Source organism: Sphaerisporangium sp. NBC_01403, assembly GCF_045040145.1.
In the GTDB taxonomy this organism is placed as follows: Bacteria; Actinomycetota; Actinomycetes; order Streptosporangiales; family Streptosporangiaceae; genus Sphaerisporangium; species Sphaerisporangium viridialbum.
In genome coordinates, this window is record NZ_CP109534.1 from 3,083,998 (window position 1) to 3,101,413 (window position 17,416).

The following is a 17,416-nucleotide window of genomic DNA, read 5'->3' on the forward strand; positions in this document are numbered from 1 at the left end:
GGCCGGGCCCACGCCGCGAAGATGGTCAGGGCCGGCAGGGGGAAGGCGACCGCGACCGCGCATCGAGCCTGCTTCGTGTCACCGTCGAAGTGCGGCGAAGCGCGCCGCTGCTCCGTTCGCACCTGCCTGGTCAGGCGCGGGCGGCCGACGGCTTTTGGTCGTTCTCCACAACTGGAGCAGCGTAGCCTGCACTGTCTGCGACATGCCGCTGCGAGCCGTTACAGGGAAAGGTGAACACTGCAGGAGGCCGCCGTGTCGCGGCGCGCACATTGCTGGTCTACAGGAGGGCTCGGTCGGGTGTTCAAACGTGTCGCCATCGTCAACCGTGGTGAGGCCGCCATGCGGCTCATCCACGCCGTACGGGAAATCGCCGCGGAGACCGGGACACGGATCGAGACCGTCGCCCTGCACACCGACATCGACCGCACGGCCACCTTCGTCCGCGAAGCGGACCTGTCCTACGATCTCGGTCCCGCGTCCGCGCGCCCGTACCTCGACCTGAAGGTGCTGGAGCGCGCGCTGGTGGAGACCGGGGCCGACGCCGCGTGGGTCGGCTGGGGCTTCGTCGCAGAGGACCCGGCGTTCGCGGAGCTGTGCGAGAAGGTCGGAGTCACCTTCGTCGGACCGAGCGCGGAGGCCATGCGCAAGCTCGGCGACAAGATCGGCTCGAAGCTGATCGCCGAGGAGGTCGGCGTGCCGGTCGCACCGTGGAGCCGCGGTGCGGTCGAGACCCTGGACGCCGCCCTGGCGGCGGCGGCCGAGATCGGCTACCCGCTGATGCTGAAGGCCACCGCGGGCGGCGGCGGGCGCGGCATCCGCGTGATCACCAACGAGGCCGAGCTCGCCGACGCCTACGAGCGCACCGGCCAGGAGGCCGCGCGGGCGTTCGGCAGCGGCATCCTGTTCCTGGAGCGCCTGGTCACCGGTGCCCGGCACGTCGAGGTCCAGGTGATCGCCGACGGCGAGGGCACCGCGTGGGCGCTCGGCGTCCGCGACTGCTCGGTGCAGCGGCGCAACCAGAAGGTCATCGAGGAGTCGGCGTCGCCGGTGCTCAGTCCTGCGCAGACAGCCGAGCTCAAGGCGTCGGCCGAACGGCTGGCCATCGCGGTCGGTTACCGCGGCGCGGCGACCGTCGAGTTCCTCTACCACCCCGGCGACAAGCTGTTCGCGTTCCTCGAGGTCAACACCCGCCTGCAGGTCGAGCACCCGATCACCGAGTCCACCACCGGGTTCGACCTGGTCAAGGCGCAGTTGCGGGTGGCATCCGGCGGCAGGCTCGAAGGCGAGCCACCGGTGGAGCGCGGGCACGCCATCGAGGCCCGGCTGAACGCCGAAGACCCCGACCGCGACTTCGCGCCCTCCCCGGGCCGCATCGTGCGGCTGGACCTGCCCGCCGGGCCGGGCATCCGCGTGGACACCGGCGTCAGCGAGGGCGACATCATCCCCGCCGACTTCGACTCGATGATCGCGAAGATCATCGCCTATGGCCGGGACCGCGACGAGGCGCTCGGCAGGCTGCGCCGGGCGATGGCGCAGACCACGGTGATCATCGAGGGCGGCGCGACGAACAAGAGCTTCGTGCTCGAGCTGCTCGACCAGCCCGAGGTGATCGACGCCAGCGCGGACACCGGCTGGATCGACCGCGTCCGCGGCGAGGGCAGGCTCGTCTCGCACCGGCACTCCGCCGTCGCGCTGACGGCCGCCGCCATCGAGGCGTACGAGGAGGAGGAGCGCGTCGAGCGGCAGCGGCTGCTGTCGACGGCGTTCGGCGGACGCCCGCAGGTGCAGCACGAGAGCGGCCGACCGCTGGACCTCAAGCTGCGTGGCGTCGGCTACCGTGTGCGCGTCGCGCGGGTCGGCGCGCATCGGTTCCGCGTCGGCGTCGAAGCGGGTGACGTCGTCCGCACCGCCGAAGTCGAACTCGACCGCTTCGACCGGCACACCGGGCAGATCGTCGTCAACGGCACCCGGTACCGCCTGCTCACCGGCACGCACGGGCCGATCCACCTGGCCGAGGTGGACGGCGTGACGCACCGGGTCACCCGCGACGAGGGCGGCGTCGTCCGCTCGCCCGCGCCCGCGCTGGTCGTCGCCACGCCGCTGAAGGTCGGCGCCGAGGTCGAGGCGGGCGCACCGGTGCTGGTGCTGGAGAGCATGAAGATGGAGACGGTGCTGCGGGCGCCGTTCAAGGCGCGGCTGAAGGAATGCGTCGTGTCCGTGGGCAGCCAGGTGGAGACCGGTTCGCCGCTGATGCGGCTGGAGCCGCTCGCCGACGACGACGCCGAAGCCGAGGACACCTCGGCCGCCGAGTCCGTCGAACTGGACCTGCCCGCCGCGCCCGGGAAGATCCCGGCGCGGGAGCGCAGCACGCGCGGCCAGGAGGACCTGCGCAGCCTGCTGCTGGGCTTCGACGTCGACCCGCACGACGAACGCCGGGTGCTCGACGACTACCTCGCCGCGCGCCGGGCGGCCACCGAGGACGGCCACCGGCCGCTGGCCGAGGAGCTCGAACTCATCGACGTGTTCGCCGACCTCGCCGAGCTGAGCCGCAACCGGCCGGCGGGCGAGGACGGAGGCGGTGACGGCCACCTGCACAGCGCCCGCGAGTACTTCCACACCTACCTGCAGAGCCTCGACGTCGAGCGCGCCGGGCTGCCGGAGGCGTTCCAGGCCAAGCTCGCCAAGGCGCTCGGGCACTACGGTGTCACCGAGCTGGAGCCCTCCGCCGAGCTCGAAGCCGCGGTGTTCCGGATCTTCCTCGCCCAGCAACGCGCGTCCGCCGACGCCACGGTCGTCACGACGTTGCTGGGCGCGTGGCTGCGGGAGCCGCCGCCGGACGAGACGCTGCGCGAGCCCGCCGGTCTCGCGCTGGAGCGGCTGGTGGCCGCGACGCAGGTCCGCTTCCCCGTGGTCTCCGACCTCGCGCGCGGCGTGGTGTTCGCCTGGTTCGGTCAGCCGTTGCTGCGCCGCAACCGCGCCCGCGTCTACGCCGACGTCCGCAAGCACCTGCGCCACCTGGACGCGCACCCGGACGCGCCGGACCGCGCCGAGCGCATCGCCGAGATGGTGCGCAGCACCGAGCCGCTGGTGCGGCTGCTCGGCCAGCGGCTTGTCCGCGACGACCTGGACAACGCGATCATGCTGGAAGTGCTGACCCGGCGGTACTACGGCAACAAGGGTCTCACCGGCGTCCGCACCAGCGAGGTCGCGGGCTGCACGTTCGTGGTCGCCGAGCGCGCGGGCTCGTGCGTGGTCTCCTCCGCGGTGAGCTTCGAAGCGCTGGGCAGCGCGCTTCGCGGGCTCGCGGAGCTGGCGAGCGGCGAGGAGGCCATCGACGCCGACATCTATCTCGCCTGGGAGATGCAGCCGGAGGACTCCGACGCGATGGCGGCCGCGTTGCACGAGGTCGTCAGCGCGCACCCGCTGCCGAACCAGGTCCGCAGACTCACCGCCACCGTCGCGGGCAGCGGCGGCGCGGTGATGCACCACCACTTCACGTTCCGCCCGTCGACCACCGGGATGACCGAGGAGCGGCTGATCCGCGGCCTGCACCCGTACATCGCGCAGCGGATGCAGCTGGAGCGGCTGAGCGAGTTCGACCTCACCCGGCTGCCGTCGTCGGACGAGGAGGTCTACCTCTTCCAGTGCGTGGCGCGGGAGAACCCGTCGGACGACCGCCTCGTCGCGTTCGCACAGGTGCGCGACCTGACCGAGCTGCGCGAGCACGACGGCAGGCTGGTCGCGCTGCCGACGGCCGAGGACACCATCGCCACCTGCCTCGACTCGATCCGCCGCGCGCGGTCGCGGCGGCCGTCGAAGAAACACTTCAACACCAACCGGATCGTGATCTACGTCTGGCCGCCGAGCGGCATCACCCGCGCGGAGCTGGAGATGATCGCCGGGCGCGTGCTACCGACGACCGCGGGCGCCGGGCTGGAGGAGATCCTGCTCATCGGGCGGCAGCGCGACCGGAGGACCGGCGAGCTGACCAAGATCGCCGTGCGCGTCTCCTTCGACGCCGCCGGCGGCACCGAGCTGACCGTCGGCGAGCCGTCGGACGAGCCGGTCGAGCCGCTCGACGACTACCGGCAGAAGGTGCTGCGCGCGAGCAGCCGCAACACGGTGTACCCGTACGAGCTGACCGGCCTGCTCGGCGACTTCGTCGAGCACGACCTCGACGACGGCCACGCGCTGGTGCCGGTCGACCGGCCGAAGGGGCGCAACACCGCGGCGATCGTCGCGGGCGTGGTCACCACGCCGACCCGGCGGCACCCACAGGGCGTCACCAGGGTCGTGCTGCTCGGCGACCCGACGAAGTCGCTCGGCGCGCTGTCGGAGCCGGAGTGCCGCCGCGTGATCGCCGCGCTGGACCTGGCCGAGCGGATGCGGGTGCCGCTGGAGTGGTACGCGCTGTCCGCAGGCGCCCGGATCTCCATGGAGTCGGGCACGGAGAACATGGACTGGGTGGCCGCGGCGCTCAAGCGAATCGTCGAGTTCACCCAGGACGGCGGCGAGATCAACATCGTGGTCGCGGGCATCAACGTCGGCGCGCAGCCGTACTGGAACGCCGAGGCGACGATGCTCATGCACACCAAGGGCATCCTGGTGATGACGCCGGACTCGGCGATGGTGCTCACCGGCAAGCAGTCGCTCGACTTCTCCGGTGGCGTGTCGGCCGAGGACAACTTCGGCATCGGCGGCTACGACCGGGTGATGGGACCGAACGGGCAGGCGCAGTACTGGGCGCCGAACCTGACCGCCGCGCGGGGCGTGCTGATGTCGTACTACGACCACACGTACATCGCACCCGGCGAGGAGGCGCCGAGGCGGGCGAAGACCACCGACCCCGTCGACCGCGACATCTCCGACTTCCCGCATGCCGTGGTGGGCAGTGACTTCACCACCGTCGGCGAGATCTTCTCCGCCGAGGCCAACCCGGACCGCAAGAAGCCCTTCGACATCCGGACTGTGATGCGGGCGCTCTCCGACCAGGACCACCCGGTGCTGGAACGCTGGGCGGGCATGGCCGACGCGGAGACCGCAGTCGTGCAGGACGTGCATCTCGGTGGCATGCCGGTGTGCCTGCTCGGCATCGAGTCACGGGCGGTGCCGCGGCGCGGCTTCCCGCCCACCGACGGCCCGGACACCTACACCGCGGGCACGCTGTTCCCGCGGTCGTCGAAGAAGGCCGCGCGAGCGATCAACGCGGCCAGCGGCAACCGGCCGCTGGTGGTGCTGGCGAACCTGTCGGGCTTCGACGGCTCGCCGGAGTCGATGCGGAAGCTGCAGCTGGAGTACGGCGCCGAGATCGGCCGCGCGATCGTGAACTTCCGCGGGCCCATTGTGTTCTGCGTGATCTCGCGGTACCACGGCGGCGCGTTCGTGGTGTTCTCGAAGGCGCTGAACCCGAACATGACCGTGCTCGCGCTGGAAGGCTCGTTCGCCTCGGTGCTCGGCGGCGCCCCCGCCGCCGCGGTGGTGTTCTCCGGCGACGTCAACGCCCGCACCGCGGCCGACCCGCGCGTGCGGGAACTGGAGGCCCGCGTGGCGGCAGCCTCCGGTGCCGTCCGCGCCGCGTTGGCCGCGGAGCTCGACGAGCTCCGCTCGTCGGTCCGCGCGGAGAAGCTCAGCGAGGTGGCCACGGAGTTCGACCGCGTGCACAACATCCAGCGCGCGGTCGAGGTCGGCTCCGTCGACGCCGTCATCCGCACCGCGGAACTGCGCCCACGGATCATCGAGGCCATCGAGTCCCGCCTGCGCTGACCCCACCCCGGCGCCGCACCCCTAGGGGTGGGCTCGCACGGCCGGGGCGGTCACAGCAGGGCGAGCTGGCGGTCGGCCGAACGGCGCGCTCGCCACGGCGCGCGCCGGGCCCCGATGCCGTACAGGCGGGCCAGCTCGGCCACCCGCCCGACCACCCGCCGGCGGTAGTCCTCGGCGGCCAGCGGCTCGCGCCCGTACAGCTCCTCGTAGCGCGGCACCAGACGTGGATGCTCCTCGGCCAGCCACCGCAGGTACCACTCGCGGGCCCCGGCGGGCAGTTGCAGCACCATCGGCGTCAGGCTCACGGCGCCGGCCTCGGCGACGCGCCGCACCACCGCCCGCAGCTGGTCCTCGGAATCGGTCAGGCACGGCAGGATGGGGCCCATCAGCACCCCGCACGGCACCCCGCGCTCGCCGAGCTCGGCGCACAGCTCCAGGCGCTTCTGCGCGCTCGGCGCCCCTGGCTCCACCGCGCGGCGCAGCCGGTCGTCGACGAAGCCGATCGAGACCCGGGCCTCGACCTCGGCCACCTCGGCCGCCTCGGCGAGCAGCTCGGCGTCACGAAGGATCAGCGCGCTCTTGGTCATCACCCGGAAGGGGTTGCCGGCGTCGCGCAGCGCGGCCACGATGTCGGGCATCAGCCGGTAGGTCCGCTCGGCCTCCTGGTAGCAGTCGCCGCTCAGCCCGATGCCCACCGCCTCGCCCGCCCAGCGGGGAGAGGCCAGCTCGATCCGCAGCCGCCTGGCGGCGTCGGTCTTGACCACGATGGCCGAGCCGAAGTCGCGCTCGCCGTCCAGCCCGAGGTAGCGGTGGGAGCGGCGGGCCGCGCAGTAGAGGCAGGCGTGGGCGCATCCCCGGTAGGGACTGACCGCCCAGGGGACGCCGAGCCCGATGGCCGCGGGCACCCGGTCGATGATCGTGCGCGCCCGCACCTCGTAGAAGGTCGTGTCACCAGATGCCCGGCGGACCGCCTGCCGCTCTATCTTCGGCCGCGCCGCGGGGGTGTTCTCGACAAGGGGAAGGGCGTCGAAACGCATGACCAACAGTGGAACACGCATTCGATACCCGTGGCAAGCGATCTCGCCACGCTCGGACGGGAAGCCAGCCGATCCGCGGGCGGCTAAAGTGGTACGTGTGTACCGGTCTGTGCCGCCGGTCGTGATGATAGGGGGCCCGTTCATGCCGTGGTTGCTGCTTGTCGGCGCGATCGCTTCCGAGGTGCTCGCGACCTCGGCGCTCAAGCTGAGTGACGGCTTCGCCAACAAGGGCTGGACGGTCGTGGTGATGATCGGCTACCTCGCCTCGTTCGTCCTGCTGGCCCGCGCCCTGAAGCTCCAGATGGAGGTCGGCGTCGCGTACGCCGTGTGGGCCGGGGTCGGGACCGCGGCCATCGCCGTGATCGGGGCGCTGTTCCTCGGCGAGGCGATGAGCCTGGTCAAGGTCGCCGGGATCCTGCTGATCATCGGCGGTGTCGTGCTGCTCAACCTGGCGGGCACGCATTGACCTCCCCCAGGACCGCTTCCGAGTCCCCGCAGGCGACCCGGCCGGCGCAGGAACGCGGACGGCGGCGTCGCGCCGCGCTGCTGGCGGCGGCGACGGGCCTGCTGGAGCAGGGCGGTTTCACCGCCGTCACCCACCGGGCGGTCGCCGCGCGGGCCGGTCTCCCGCTGGCCGCGACGACCTACTACTTCACCTCCCGCGACGAGCTGGTGGCCGAGGCCTTCGCCATGCTGGTCGCCGGCGAGCTGGACGGCATGCGCGCCCGTGCCGAGGCCGCCACGGCCGCGGGCCGGCCCACTCCTGAGGACCTGGCCGCCACGCTGGCGGCGGCGATGGGACCGCAGGCCGGCCCGGAAGGCGACCGGCTGCGCCAGCTCGGCCTGTGGGAGCTGTACCTGCAGGCCGGCCGCGACCCGGCGTTGCAGGCGATCGCCCGCGACTGGACCGACGGCTGCGACACGGTCGTCGCCGAGACGCTGCGCCGCGCGGGGTACCCGTCCGGGCGGCACGCGGCCCGGACGGTCGGCGTACTGCTGGCCGGGCTGTGGATGGAGTACCTCGTCGAGGGCCGCCCCGAGGCCACCCACGAAGCCCACGCGCTCCTCGCCCGCACCCTGCGCGCCCTCCCCGGCGCGGAGTAACCGGTACGGCCGCTCTCGCCCAAGGCGCTACCCGATTCGTCCGCAGTGCTCCGGCCTTCAGGTCGGGGGTGAAGCGGTCGAAGGCGCCTGGGTCAGTCGTCCACTGTCCTGATCGCGGATCGTGCCGGAAACGTCGCCCTCTGACCCAAATGCGTTGGCGTCGCAGTCCTCGAGCGGGCTAGCGTTGGCCTCCGTCATGCGCAGGAGGACGTGCCCTGTCTGCGCCTGTGAGTCAATAGATTGGAGGTGCGGGATGACTTCTCAGCTCGTCGCGCTCTGCTTCGATGCGAACGACCCGCTCCGTCTCGCGCGCTTCTGGGCTGGAGTCCTGGACTGGGAGATGGTCAACGACCCCCGCGATGGCATCACGCTCCTGCCGGGCGATGACACCGGGTTCCGGATCCGATGTCTTCCGTCCCAGGAGAAGAAGACCGGCCCGAACCAGATGCACTTCGATCTGACGAGCACGTCCCTCGAGGACCAGTGGCAGACGGTGGCGAGGTCGCTCGAACTCGGTGCGCGGCACATCGACATCGGGCAACGCCCGGAGGAGGGTCATGTGGTGCTCGCCGACCCCGAAGGCAACGAGTTCTGCGTCATCGGGCCGGACAACAAATTCCTCGCTGACTGCGGATTCATCGGCGCGCTCGCGTCCGACGGTTCGCAGGAGGTCGGGTACTTCTGGAGCGAAGCGCTGGGCTGGCCGTTGGTCTGGGACCAGGACCAAGAGACCGCGATCCGCTCGCCGCACGGCGGTCCGAAGATCACGTGGGGCGGTCCGCCAGTGGCGCCGAAGACCGGGAAGAACAGATTGCACCTCGACCTCGCCCCACCTGCGCACGGTGATCAGCAAGCGGAGGTCGACCGTCTCATCTCCCTCGGAGCGACTCGAATCGACATCGGCCAGGGCGAGGTCAGTCAGGTGGTGATGGCCGATCCCGATGGCAATGAGTTCTGTGTGTTGACCCCCCGATAGCGTGACCAGACCCGGAGTGACGCGCCTCCACCCGGCCACGCTGCGCGACGCGCTCGGCCAGCGTCACCACACCCCAGCCCGCCGCGCTGTCGTCCAGCTTGTACCGCCTGGGGGGAGCTTCGTCCCTGGCCTCAGCGAACCGCACCAGCGAGTACGGCACCATCCGGCGCAGGGCGGGCAGCCAGGGCGGCCGCACCGTGACGCCCGAACCGTCGATCTGCAGGCGGGTGCGCGCCCGCGCCGCCTCGAAGACCGTCAGCACGGCGAGCCACGCCGGGATGGCACACGAAGCCGTTGTGCCGGGGGCCCGGGGCTGATCTACGCTGGGGACGGTGACGATTCTTCATCTGGCGCTGGCCGGCGACTGGGCCGAGGCCGCGCGGGCCGGCGAGTACCGCGTGTCCACCTTGGGACGCACCCTCGCGGAAGAGGGGTTCATCCACGCGTGCGCCGACCTCGACCAGCTGCGCGGGGTCGCCGAGCGGTACTACACCGGGGTCACCGAGCCGCTGGTCGTGCTGACCGTCGACCAGGGCCGTCTGGGCTGCCCGGTGCTCTTGGAGGTTCCGCCGGGCGCCGAGGAGGCGTTCCCGCACATCTACGGCCCGCTGCCGGTGGAGGCGGTCGTCTCGGTGTCCCCCTTCGCCCGCTGACCCGCGACCGGCCGGGCGCCGCCGTCCAAGGGACGGGCCCGGCCGCCCGCTCGTGAGCTTGACACCTCAAGCGCTGCTTCGAGGTCAGGTCACCCGCTGCGGCTGAGGTCACATCACACGCACAGCACCCGCTGCAGCCGCCGCGCGGCGAACAGCAGGCCGCCGGCGACCATCGCCAGAAGGTAGGCGGCGTGCACGAGCAGGCCCCAGCCGGGGTCGCCGATGGCCAGGCCGCGCACCAGCTCGACCGCCTGGTAGAGCGGGGTGACCTGGATGAGGACCTGCATCGCCACCGGGTAGTCGCCGACCGGTGAGAAGGTGCCGGAGAACAGGAACAGCGCGAACTGGCCGGTGGACATCAGGTCGAAGTCCTGCCAGCCGCGCATCAGCGTGCTGACCGCCATGCCGAGGGACCCGAACGCCAGCCCGACCAGCATCGTGGCGGGGAACGCCGCCAGCGCCCACAGCGGCGCGGCCAGGCCGAGGACGACCATGACGATCACGAAGACCCCGGTGTACAGGGAGCCGCGCAACATGGCCCAGCCCAGCTCGCCGAGCGCGATCTCGAACGGCCGCACCGGCGTGGCCAGGATCGCGTCGAACGTCTTCATGTACTTCATCTTGAAGAAGAAGTTGTAGGTGGTCTCGGCCAGGGCGCCGGACATCGCGGCCACCGCCAGCATCGCCGGGGCCACGAACGTGGCGTACGGCAGGGTGCGCCCGCCGACCTGCAGGTCGCCGACCAGGGCGCCCACCCCGACGCCGATGGACAGCAGGTACAGCAGCGGCTCGAGCAGGCCCGACACCAGCACCAGCCAGTAGGACGGGCCCGAGCGCAGCGCCCCCACGTTGCGGCTGATCACCGCGCCGACCCGGCGGGGGGAGATCCGGGTGGCGAGCATCGTGGTCACCATGTGTCAGTCCTGAAGTCGCTTGCGGAATGCGCGGACGGCCAAGGCCGCCCCGGCGGCGGCGAACACCACCAGGTAGGCCAGGTGCGCGGCGATCGGCCACGGGGGAGCGGTGCCCAGTGTCGCGGCCCGGTCGAGCTCGACCCCGTGCCACAGCGGCGACAGGTAGGCCAGCGGCCGGACGGCCACGGGGAGCTGCTCGACCGGGAAGAACACCCCGGCGAACAGGGTGGAGGGGATCAGGACGAACCGGAACAGCAGCGCGAAGTAGCTGTCGTGCTGGATGGTGGCGGCGAAGGCCATCGTCGGCGCCGCCGCGGCGAGCGCCACCAGCCCGCAGACCAGCGGCGTGACCAGGGCCCAGGGCGAGTGCAGCGCGCCGAACAGGGCGGTGATCCCAAGGAACACCACCACGGAGATCTCGACGCGGAGCAGGATGTACAGCAGCCAGCCGGACACCATGTCGCCGGGCTCGACGGGGGTGGCGCGCATGGCGTGGTAGGCCCGCACCCACTTGAAGTCGCCGAGCACCGGATAGGTGCACTCGCCGACCGCCATCTGGAACGCCGTGGAGGCCATCACGCCCGGGACGATCCACGACAGGTAGTCGACCCCGCCGATGAGCCCGACGTGGCTGCCGACCCCGACGCCGATGCTCACCAGGAACAGCACCGGCAGGACGAAGGAGGAGAACGCCGAGGCCCGCCACAGCCGGCGGTACAGCGTGAGGGCACGCTCGAGCACCGCCAGCGTCGAGCGCGCCGAGACCTGGGTGGTGAGGGCGGCCATCAGTCGACCAGGGTGCGGCCGGTGAGGTGCAGGAAGACATCCTCAAGGGTGGAGCGGCGCACGAGCACGCTGGAGGGGGTGAGCCCGCGCCGGTGGACCTCGGCGGTGGCCGCGTCGCCGTCCGCGGCGTACACCAGCAGGCGGTCGGGCAGCGGGTCGATGCGCTCGCCGATGCCGGCGAGCTTGTCCGCCAGCTCGGCGGGGCGCTCGTCGCCGAAGCGCAGCTCGACCACCTCGGGGGTGGAGTAGGTGGCGATGAGCGATCGGGGCGACCCCTCGGCGACGATGCGCCCGCCGTCCATGACCACCAGCCGGTCGCACAGCTGCTCGGCCTCGTCCATGTAGTGGGTGGTGAGCACCAGCGTGGTGCCGCGCCGCTTGAGCTGGAACAGCCGCTCCCACAGCAGGTGGCGGGCCTGCGGGTCGAGGCCGGTGGTGGGCTCGTCGAGCAGGACGATGTCGGGGTCGTTCACCATGGCCCTGGCGATGGTGAGCCGGCGTTTCATGCCCCCCGACAGTGGCTCGACGCTGCTGCCGGCGCGGTCGGCGAGCTGCACGAAGTCGAGCAGCTCGTCGGCCCTGCGGCGGGCCTCGGGCCGGGGGATGCCGAAGTAGCGGGCGTAGGTGGTGAGGTTCTCCCGGACGGTGAGGTCGGGGTCGAGGTTGTCCAGCTGCGGGCAGACGCCGAGCCGCCCGCGGATCTGGACGCCCTGGTGTACGGGGTCCATGCCGAGGATGCGCAGCTCACCGGCCGTGGGCAGCGACACGCAGCTGATCATGCGCATCGTTGAGGACTTGCCGGCGCCGTTGGGGCCGAGGAAGCCGAACGCCTCGCCGGGGGCCACGTCGATGTCGATGCCGTCGACCGCGGTGAAGTCGCCGAAGCGTTTCACCAGGCCACGCGCATGGATCAGAGGTTGCTCAGACACGGAGCAAAACCCTAACGAACCTCACCGACATTCTCGCAACAGGTTTTCGCCCGCCGCGCCGTGCGGGGGAGGCGAGCCCGGTGTCACTCGACGACCAGCTCGACCGGGATGTTGCCCCGGGTGGCGTTGGAGTAGGGGCACACCTGGTGGGCGGCCTCGACCAGCGCCCGGCCCGGCTCGCCCTGCAGCTCGTCGGGCAGCTCGACCCGCAGGGTCACCGCGAGCCCGAAGGCGCCGCCCTCGCCGGGCACCAGGCTCACCTCGGCGGTGACCGAGGCGTTGGACACATCGTGCCTCATCCGGCGGGCGACCAGGCCGAGCGCGCTGGCGAAGCAGGCGGCGTATCCGGCGGCGAACAGCTGCTCGGGATTGGTGCCCTGGCCGCTGCCGCCCAGGGAGGCGGGCGGGGCGAGCGTGACGTCCAGCAGCCCGTCGGAGGAGACCGCGCGGCCCTCCCGGCCCGACGCGGTGGCGATCGCGGTGTACAGCGCGCTCATCAGGGGTCCTTCTCTCGTGGAAGACGACCTATTGATTGTGCACAATTCAATTGTGCGCAGTCAAGTTGTAGGATACGGGTATGGAGGACGAGTCGCTGCGGCTGGACAACCAGGTCTGCTTCGCCCTGCACGCCACCTCGCGCGCCATGGACGGCCTGTACCGCCGCGAGCTGCGCGAGCTCGGCCTCACCTACCCCCAGTACCTGGTGATGCTGGTGCTGTGGGAAAGGCGCCCGGGGGACCCGCCGGCCGTCAAGGAGCTCGGCGCGGCCCTGCGGCTGGACTCCGGCACCCTGTCGCCCCTGCTCAAGCGGCTCGAGGCGGCGGGCCTGGTGCGCCGCGAGCGCGACGGCGGCGACGAACGGTCGGTGCGCGTACGGCTGACCCCGCAGGGGACGGCGCTGCGCCGGCGCGCCGCGCAGGTGCCCGCCCGGGTGTTCGCCGCCACGGGCCTGGACGAGGGTGAGCTGCGCCACCTGCGCCGCGTCCTCGGCCGGGTCACCGCCGCCCTGGACACCGCGGCCGAGGGAGCGTCCCAGCCGAGCTGAGGACCAAGGTCTCTGGCATATCCCCCGCCAGGCGGGAAGCCTCATAGACATGAATGAGCTGGAGCGAATCGACGCCTACTGGCGCGCGGCCAACTACCTGTCGGTCGGCCAGATCTACCTGCTCGGCAACCCGTTGCTGCGGGAGCCGCTACGGCCCGAGCACATCAAACCGCGCCTGCTCGGGCACTGGGGCACCACGCCGGGCCTGAACTTCTGCTTCGCCCACCTCAACCGCGTGATCAAACAGCGCGACCTGGACATGATCTACATCGCCGGGCCCGGGCACGGCGGCCCCGCCACGGTCGCGCACGCCTGGCTCGAGGGCACCTACTCGGAGATCTACCCCTACGTCTCGCGCGACGAGACGGGGATGGCGCACCTGTTCCGCCAGTTCTCCTTCCCGGGCGGCATCCCGAGCCACGCCGCCCCCGAGACCCCGGGGTCGATCAACGAGGGCGGCGAGCTCGGCTACTCGCTGGCCCACGCCTACGGCGCCGCGTTCGACAACCCCGGCCTGGTGGTCTCCTGCGTCATCGGGGACGGCGAGGCGGAGACCGCCGCCCTGGCCACCAGCTGGCACTCCAACAAGTTCCTCAACCCGGCCAGGGACGGCGCGGTCCTGCCCATCCTGCACCTCAACGGGTACAAGATCGCCAACCCGGCGGTGCTGGCGCGGATCCCCGAGCCGGAGCTGCTCAAGCTCATGGAGGGGTACGGCTACCGCCCGCACGTGGTCGCCGGTGACGACCCGGCGCGGACCCACCGGCTGATGGCCGAGACCCTGGACACGGTGTTCGACCAGATCGCCGAGGTCAAGGCCGGGTCCGACGACCGCTGGCCCATGATCATCCTCCGTACGCCCAAGGGGTGGACCGGGCCCAAGGAGGTCGACGGCCACCCGGTGGAGGGCACCTGGCGCGCCCACCAGGTGCCGCTGACCGGGGTGCGCGACGACCCCGACCACCTGGTGGCCCTTGAGGAGTGGATGCGCTCCTACCGGCCCGAGGAGCTCTTCGACCGGCACGGCGCCCCGTCCGGGCAGATCGACGCCCTGGTGCCACAAGGGCCGCGCCGGATGAGCGCCAACCCGCACGCCAACGGCGGCGAGCTGCTCAAGCCGCTGGTGCTGCCCGACTTCCGCGACTACGCGACCGAGGTCAAGGCGCCGGCCACCGCCACCACCGAGCCGACCCGGGTGCTCGGCGGGTTCCTGCGTGACGTCATCGCCGCCAACCCGGTCAACTTCCGGCTGCTCGGCCCCGACGAGACCGACTCCAACCGGCTGTCGGCGGTGTTCGAGGTCACCGACCGGGCGTGGATGGCCGAGCGGCTGCCGACCGACGAGAACCTCGCCCCCGACGGCCGGGTGATGGAGGTGCTCAGCGAGCACCTGTGCCAGGGCTGGCTGGAGGGCTACCTGCTCACCGGGCGCCACGGGCTGTTCAACTCCTACGAGGCGTTCATCCACGTCGTCGACTCGATGTTCAACCAGCACGCCAAGTGGCTGGAGGCCTGCAGGCACATCCCGTGGCGGCGCCCGGTCGCCTCGCTCAACTACCTGCTGAGCTCGCACGTGTGGCGTCAGGACCACAACGGGTTCAGCCACCAGGACCCCGGCTTCCTGGACGTGGTGGTCAACAAGAAGGCCACCGTGGTGCGGGTGTACCTGCCGCCGGACACCAACACGCTGCTGTCGGTGGCCGACCACTGCCTGCGCTCGCGGGACTACGTCAACGTCGTGGTCGCGGGCAAGCAGCCGGTGCTCGACCTGATGACGATGGAGGACGCGGTGGCGCACTGCGCCCGGGGCCTCGGCATCCTGCCGTGGGCCTGCACCGACGAGGGAGGCGAACCCGACGTGGTGCTGGCCTGCGCCGGCGACGTGCCGACCCTGGAGACCCTGGCCGCCGCCGACCTGCTGCGCCGCCACCTGCCCGACCTGAAGGTGCGGGTGGTCAACGTCGTCGACCTCATGCGGCTGCAGCCCTCCACCGAGCACCCCCACGGGCTGCCCGACGCCGCCTATGACGCCCTGTTCACCACCGACAAGCCCGTCATCTTCAACTTCCACGGCTACCCGTGGCTGATCCACCGCCTCACCTACCGGCGCACCGGCCACGACAACCTGCACGTGCGCGGGTACAAGGAGGAGGGCACCACCACCACCCCGTTCGACATGGCGATGATGAACGACATCGACCGGTTCCACCTGGTGATGGACGTCATCGACCGCGTGCCGGGGCTCGGGGAGCGGTGCGCCCACCTGCGGCAGGAGATGACCGACGCCCGGGAGCGCGCCCGCGCCTACACCCGCGAGCACGGCGAGGACGCCCCGGAGATCCGCGACTGGACCTGGCCCCACTAGGGGCGCCGCCGAGCCCTTCCGGCCCCGCCGGGCGGGAAGGGCTCAGGAGCTGCCGCGCCCGCCGATCTGCGACGGGAGCCGGTCCAGCAGGTTGGCCAGGTCGTCGGCGTGGTCCTCCTCGTCGGCCAGCAGTTCCTCGAACACCCGACGCGTGGTGGGGTCGCCGTCGCCGATCCACTGGGCGATCTCGGTGTAGGAGGCGATGGCGACGCGCTCGGCGACCAGGTCCTCTTTGATCATCTCGACGAGGTTGAGGCTCCCGTCGTACTGGGTGTGCGCCCGGCTGCTCAGCCTGGCCGGGTCGAAGTCCGGATCCCCGCCCAGCTGGGAGATGCGGTCGGCCAGCATGTCGGCGTGCCGCTGCTCGTCGGCGGCGTGCTCCAGGAACTCCTTGGCCACCGGCTCCGCGTGGATGCCCGTGGCGGTGTAGTAGTGCCGTTTGTACCGCAGGACGCAGACGATCTCGGTCGCCAGGGCCTCGTTGCACACCTGGATGACCCGTGGCAGGTCGGCGCCGTACGCCGCCGTCACGGGGCCCTTGTCGATCTCCGCCCGCGCGCGATCCCGCAAGGCCTGGATATCCGTCAGAAACTCGGCCATGTGGTCGGTGTACCCACGCCGAACGCCGGAAATGCGGTGCGGCGTCCGATTACCCGGGGACCGGCTTGACCTGGAGCCGACTCCAGCTCCTAGGGTACGAGCCGCCGCCGGGCCCCGGCCGCCCCAGAAAGGCCGGGCCGGGCGGCGCCCGCGACGACCAGCAAGGGAGCATGACCATGCGCTACCGCGTCCTCGGCGGCACCGGCATCGAGGTGAGCGTCCACTGCCTCGGGACCATGATGTTCGGCGCCGTCGGCAACCCCGACCACGACGAGTGCGCCCGCATCATCCACGCCGCCCTCGACCAGGGGATCAACTTCGTCGACACCGCCGACATGTACTCGGCGGGGGAGTCCGAGCAGATCGTGGGCAAGGCGCTCCAGGGCCGCCGCGACGACGTCGTGCTGGCCACCAAGGTGCACTTCCCGATGGGCGAAGGACCCAACCGAGGCGGCAACTCCCGGCGCTGGATCGTCAAGGAGGTCGAGGAGAGCCTGCGGCGCCTGCGCACCGACTGGATCGACCTCTACCAGGTCCACCGCCCCGACCACACCACCGACATCGAGGAGACGCTGTCGGCCCTGGGCGACCTGACGCGCCAGGGGAAGATCCGCGCCTTCGGCTGCTCGACCTTCCCGGCCGAGGAGATCGCCGAGTCCCACCACGTCGCCGAGCGCCGCGGCCTGCCGCGCTTCAGGACCGAGCAGCCCCCCTACTCGCTGCTCGCCCGGGGGGTGGAGTCCTCGGTGCTGCCGGTGTGCCGGCGCTACGGGATGGGGGTGCTGACCTGGAGCCCGCTGGCCTCGGGCTTCCTGACCGGCAAGTACCGCAAGGGCCGGCCCGTCGATCTGTCCACCGGCCGCGCCGCGCTCACCCCGGCCCGCTTCGACCCCTCCATCCCGCGCAACGCCGCCAAGCTGGAGGTGGTCGAGCGGCTGGTGGAGGTGGCCGAGGGCATCGGCCGCTCGCTGCCCGAGCTGGCGGTGGCGTTCGCGGCCGCGCATCCGGCCGTCACCTCGGTGATCGTCGGGCCGCGGACGATGGAGCAGCTGGAGGACCTGCTGAAGGGCGCCTCGCTCACCCTGGACGACGCGACGCTCGACCTGATCGACGAGATCGTGCCGCCCGGCACCGATGTGTACAACCCCGACGGGGCCTGGCGCCCGCCGGCGCTGACCGATCCCGCCCAGCGGCGGCGCCCGGTGCCCGAGCGCGCCGCCGGCTAGGCGGGCGCGCCCCGGTCA

The 17,416-nt window shown here is 71.7% G+C and carries 14 protein-coding genes; 8 read left to right on the forward strand and 6 right to left on the reverse strand.

Features of this window, described 5'->3' with window-relative positions:
* Positions 1-297 precede the first annotated feature (297 nt).
* Positions 298-5,763: a carboxyl transferase domain-containing protein gene (locus OG589_RS14020; protein ID WP_405149259.1), complete on the forward strand. Its 5,466-nt coding sequence runs from the start codon at positions 298-300 to the stop codon at positions 5,761-5,763.
* A 50-nt stretch (positions 5,764-5,813) separates the two neighbouring features.
* Here the strand turns inward: OG589_RS14020 and OG589_RS14025 are convergent, their stop codons facing one another.
* On the reverse strand, positions 5,814-6,800 hold the full coding sequence (locus tag OG589_RS14025; RefSeq protein ID WP_405149261.1) for a radical SAM protein: 987 nt from the start codon (positions 6,798-6,800) through the stop codon (positions 5,814-5,816).
* A gap of 142 nt (positions 6,801-6,942) precedes the next feature.
* Between OG589_RS14025 and OG589_RS14030 the strand changes: the two genes are divergently transcribed.
* The 4 genes from OG589_RS14030 (at position 6,943) to OG589_RS14045 (ending at position 9,533) form a co-directional block, all read left to right on the forward strand.
* Positions 6,943-7,266 (forward strand): DMT family transporter, encoded by a 324-nt coding sequence (locus tag OG589_RS14030; protein WP_405149262.1) that lies wholly within the window; start codon positions 6,943-6,945, stop codon positions 7,264-7,266.
* Positions 7,263-7,904: a TetR/AcrR family transcriptional regulator gene (locus tag OG589_RS14035; protein ID WP_405149264.1), complete on the forward strand. Its 642-nt coding sequence runs from the start codon at positions 7,263-7,265 to the stop codon at positions 7,902-7,904. Before OG589_RS14030 ends, OG589_RS14035 begins: the two co-directional genes overlap by 4 nt.
* Before the next feature lie 253 nt (positions 7,905-8,157).
* The gene (locus OG589_RS14040) at positions 8,158-8,880 is read left to right on the forward strand and encodes a VOC family protein (RefSeq protein ID WP_405149266.1); all 723 of its coding nucleotides are present in this window, start codon (positions 8,158-8,160) and stop codon (positions 8,878-8,880) included.
* A 332-nt stretch (positions 8,881-9,212) separates the two neighbouring features.
* The gene (locus tag OG589_RS14045; RefSeq protein ID WP_405149268.1) at positions 9,213-9,533 is read left to right on the forward strand and encodes a DUF952 domain-containing protein; all 321 of its coding nucleotides are present in this window, start codon (positions 9,213-9,215) and stop codon (positions 9,531-9,533) included.
* A 113-nt stretch (positions 9,534-9,646) separates the two neighbouring features.
* Here the strand turns inward: OG589_RS14045 and OG589_RS14050 are convergent, their stop codons facing one another.
* The 4 genes from OG589_RS14050 to OG589_RS14065 all read right to left on the reverse strand — a co-directional run bounded on the left by OG589_RS14050 (position 9,647) and on the right by OG589_RS14065 (position 12,659).
* Positions 9,647-10,447 carry an ABC transporter permease gene (locus OG589_RS14050; RefSeq protein WP_405149270.1) on the reverse strand — a complete coding sequence of 267 codons (801 nt, stop codon included), beginning with the start codon at positions 10,445-10,447 and terminating at the stop codon, positions 9,647-9,649.
* Between the two features lie 3 nt (positions 10,448-10,450).
* Positions 10,451-11,233: an ABC transporter permease gene (locus OG589_RS14055; RefSeq protein ID WP_405149272.1), complete on the reverse strand. Its 783-nt coding sequence runs from the start codon at positions 11,231-11,233 to the stop codon at positions 10,451-10,453.
* Complete coding sequence (locus OG589_RS14060; protein WP_405149274.1) at positions 11,233-12,162, reverse strand: ABC transporter ATP-binding protein; 930 nt, start codon at positions 12,160-12,162, stop codon at positions 11,233-11,235. The genes OG589_RS14055 and OG589_RS14060 overlap by 1 nt, the downstream gene beginning before the upstream one ends.
* A gap of 83 nt (positions 12,163-12,245) precedes the next feature.
* Positions 12,246-12,659, reverse strand: a complete 414-nt coding sequence (locus tag OG589_RS14065) for an organic hydroperoxide resistance protein (protein WP_405149276.1) — start codon at positions 12,657-12,659, stop codon at positions 12,246-12,248.
* An 80-nt stretch (positions 12,660-12,739) separates the two neighbouring features.
* Here OG589_RS14065 and OG589_RS14070 point away from each other — a divergent pair, with 80 nt between their 5' ends.
* Together OG589_RS14070 and OG589_RS14075 are read left to right on the forward strand one after the other, a co-directional pair.
* Positions 12,740-13,207: a MarR family winged helix-turn-helix transcriptional regulator gene (locus OG589_RS14070; protein WP_405149277.1), complete on the forward strand. Its 468-nt coding sequence runs from the start codon at positions 12,740-12,742 to the stop codon at positions 13,205-13,207.
* Between the two features lie 49 nt (positions 13,208-13,256).
* On the forward strand, positions 13,257-15,572 hold the full coding sequence (locus OG589_RS14075) for a phosphoketolase (protein ID WP_405149279.1): 2,316 nt from the start codon (positions 13,257-13,259) through the stop codon (positions 15,570-15,572).
* 42 nt (positions 15,573-15,614) lie between these two features.
* Here OG589_RS14075 and OG589_RS14080 read toward each other — a convergent pair whose 3' ends face one another.
* Entirely contained in the window at positions 15,615-16,172 is a 558-nt protein-coding gene (locus OG589_RS14080) for a bacterioferritin (RefSeq protein ID WP_405149280.1), read from the reverse strand.
* A 65-nt stretch (positions 16,173-16,237) separates the two neighbouring features.
* On the opposite strand from OG589_RS14080, the gene OG589_RS14085 reads away from it, so the two are divergent.
* Positions 16,238-17,398 (forward strand): aldo/keto reductase, encoded by a 1,161-nt coding sequence (locus tag OG589_RS14085; RefSeq protein ID WP_405149282.1) that lies wholly within the window; start codon positions 16,238-16,240, stop codon positions 17,396-17,398.
* Positions 17,399-17,416: the final 18 nt, after the last annotated feature.

Bases quoted from the DNA above. Each gene is read 5' to 3' on its own strand.
- OG589_RS14075 (WP_405149279.1), top strand. From the start codon at position 13,257: ATGAATGAGCTGGAGCGAATCGACGCCTACTGGCGCGCGGCCAACTAC.
- OG589_RS14070 (WP_405149277.1), top strand. From the start codon at position 12,740: ATGGAGGACGAGTCGCTGCGGCTGGACAACCAGGTCTGCTTCGCCCTG.
- OG589_RS14055 (WP_405149272.1), bottom strand. From the start codon at position 11,233: ATGGCCGCCCTCACCACCCAGGTCTCGGCGCGCTCGACGCTGGCGGTG.
- OG589_RS14025 (WP_405149261.1), bottom strand. From the start codon at position 6,800: ATGCGTTTCGACGCCCTTCCCCTTGTCGAGAACACCCCCGCGGCGCGG.
- OG589_RS14065 (WP_405149276.1), bottom strand. From the start codon at position 12,659: ATGAGCGCGCTGTACACCGCGATCGCCACCGCGTCGGGCCGGGAGGGC.
- OG589_RS14080 (WP_405149280.1), bottom strand. From the start codon at position 16,172: ATGGCCGAGTTTCTGACGGATATCCAGGCCTTGCGGGATCGCGCGCGG.
- OG589_RS14050 (WP_405149270.1), bottom strand. From the start codon at position 10,447: ATGGTGACCACGATGCTCGCCACCCGGATCTCCCCCCGCCGGGTCGGC.
- OG589_RS14040 (WP_405149266.1), top strand. From the start codon at position 8,158: ATGACTTCTCAGCTCGTCGCGCTCTGCTTCGATGCGAACGACCCGCTC.
- OG589_RS14030 (WP_405149262.1), top strand. From the start codon at position 6,943: ATGCCGTGGTTGCTGCTTGTCGGCGCGATCGCTTCCGAGGTGCTCGCG.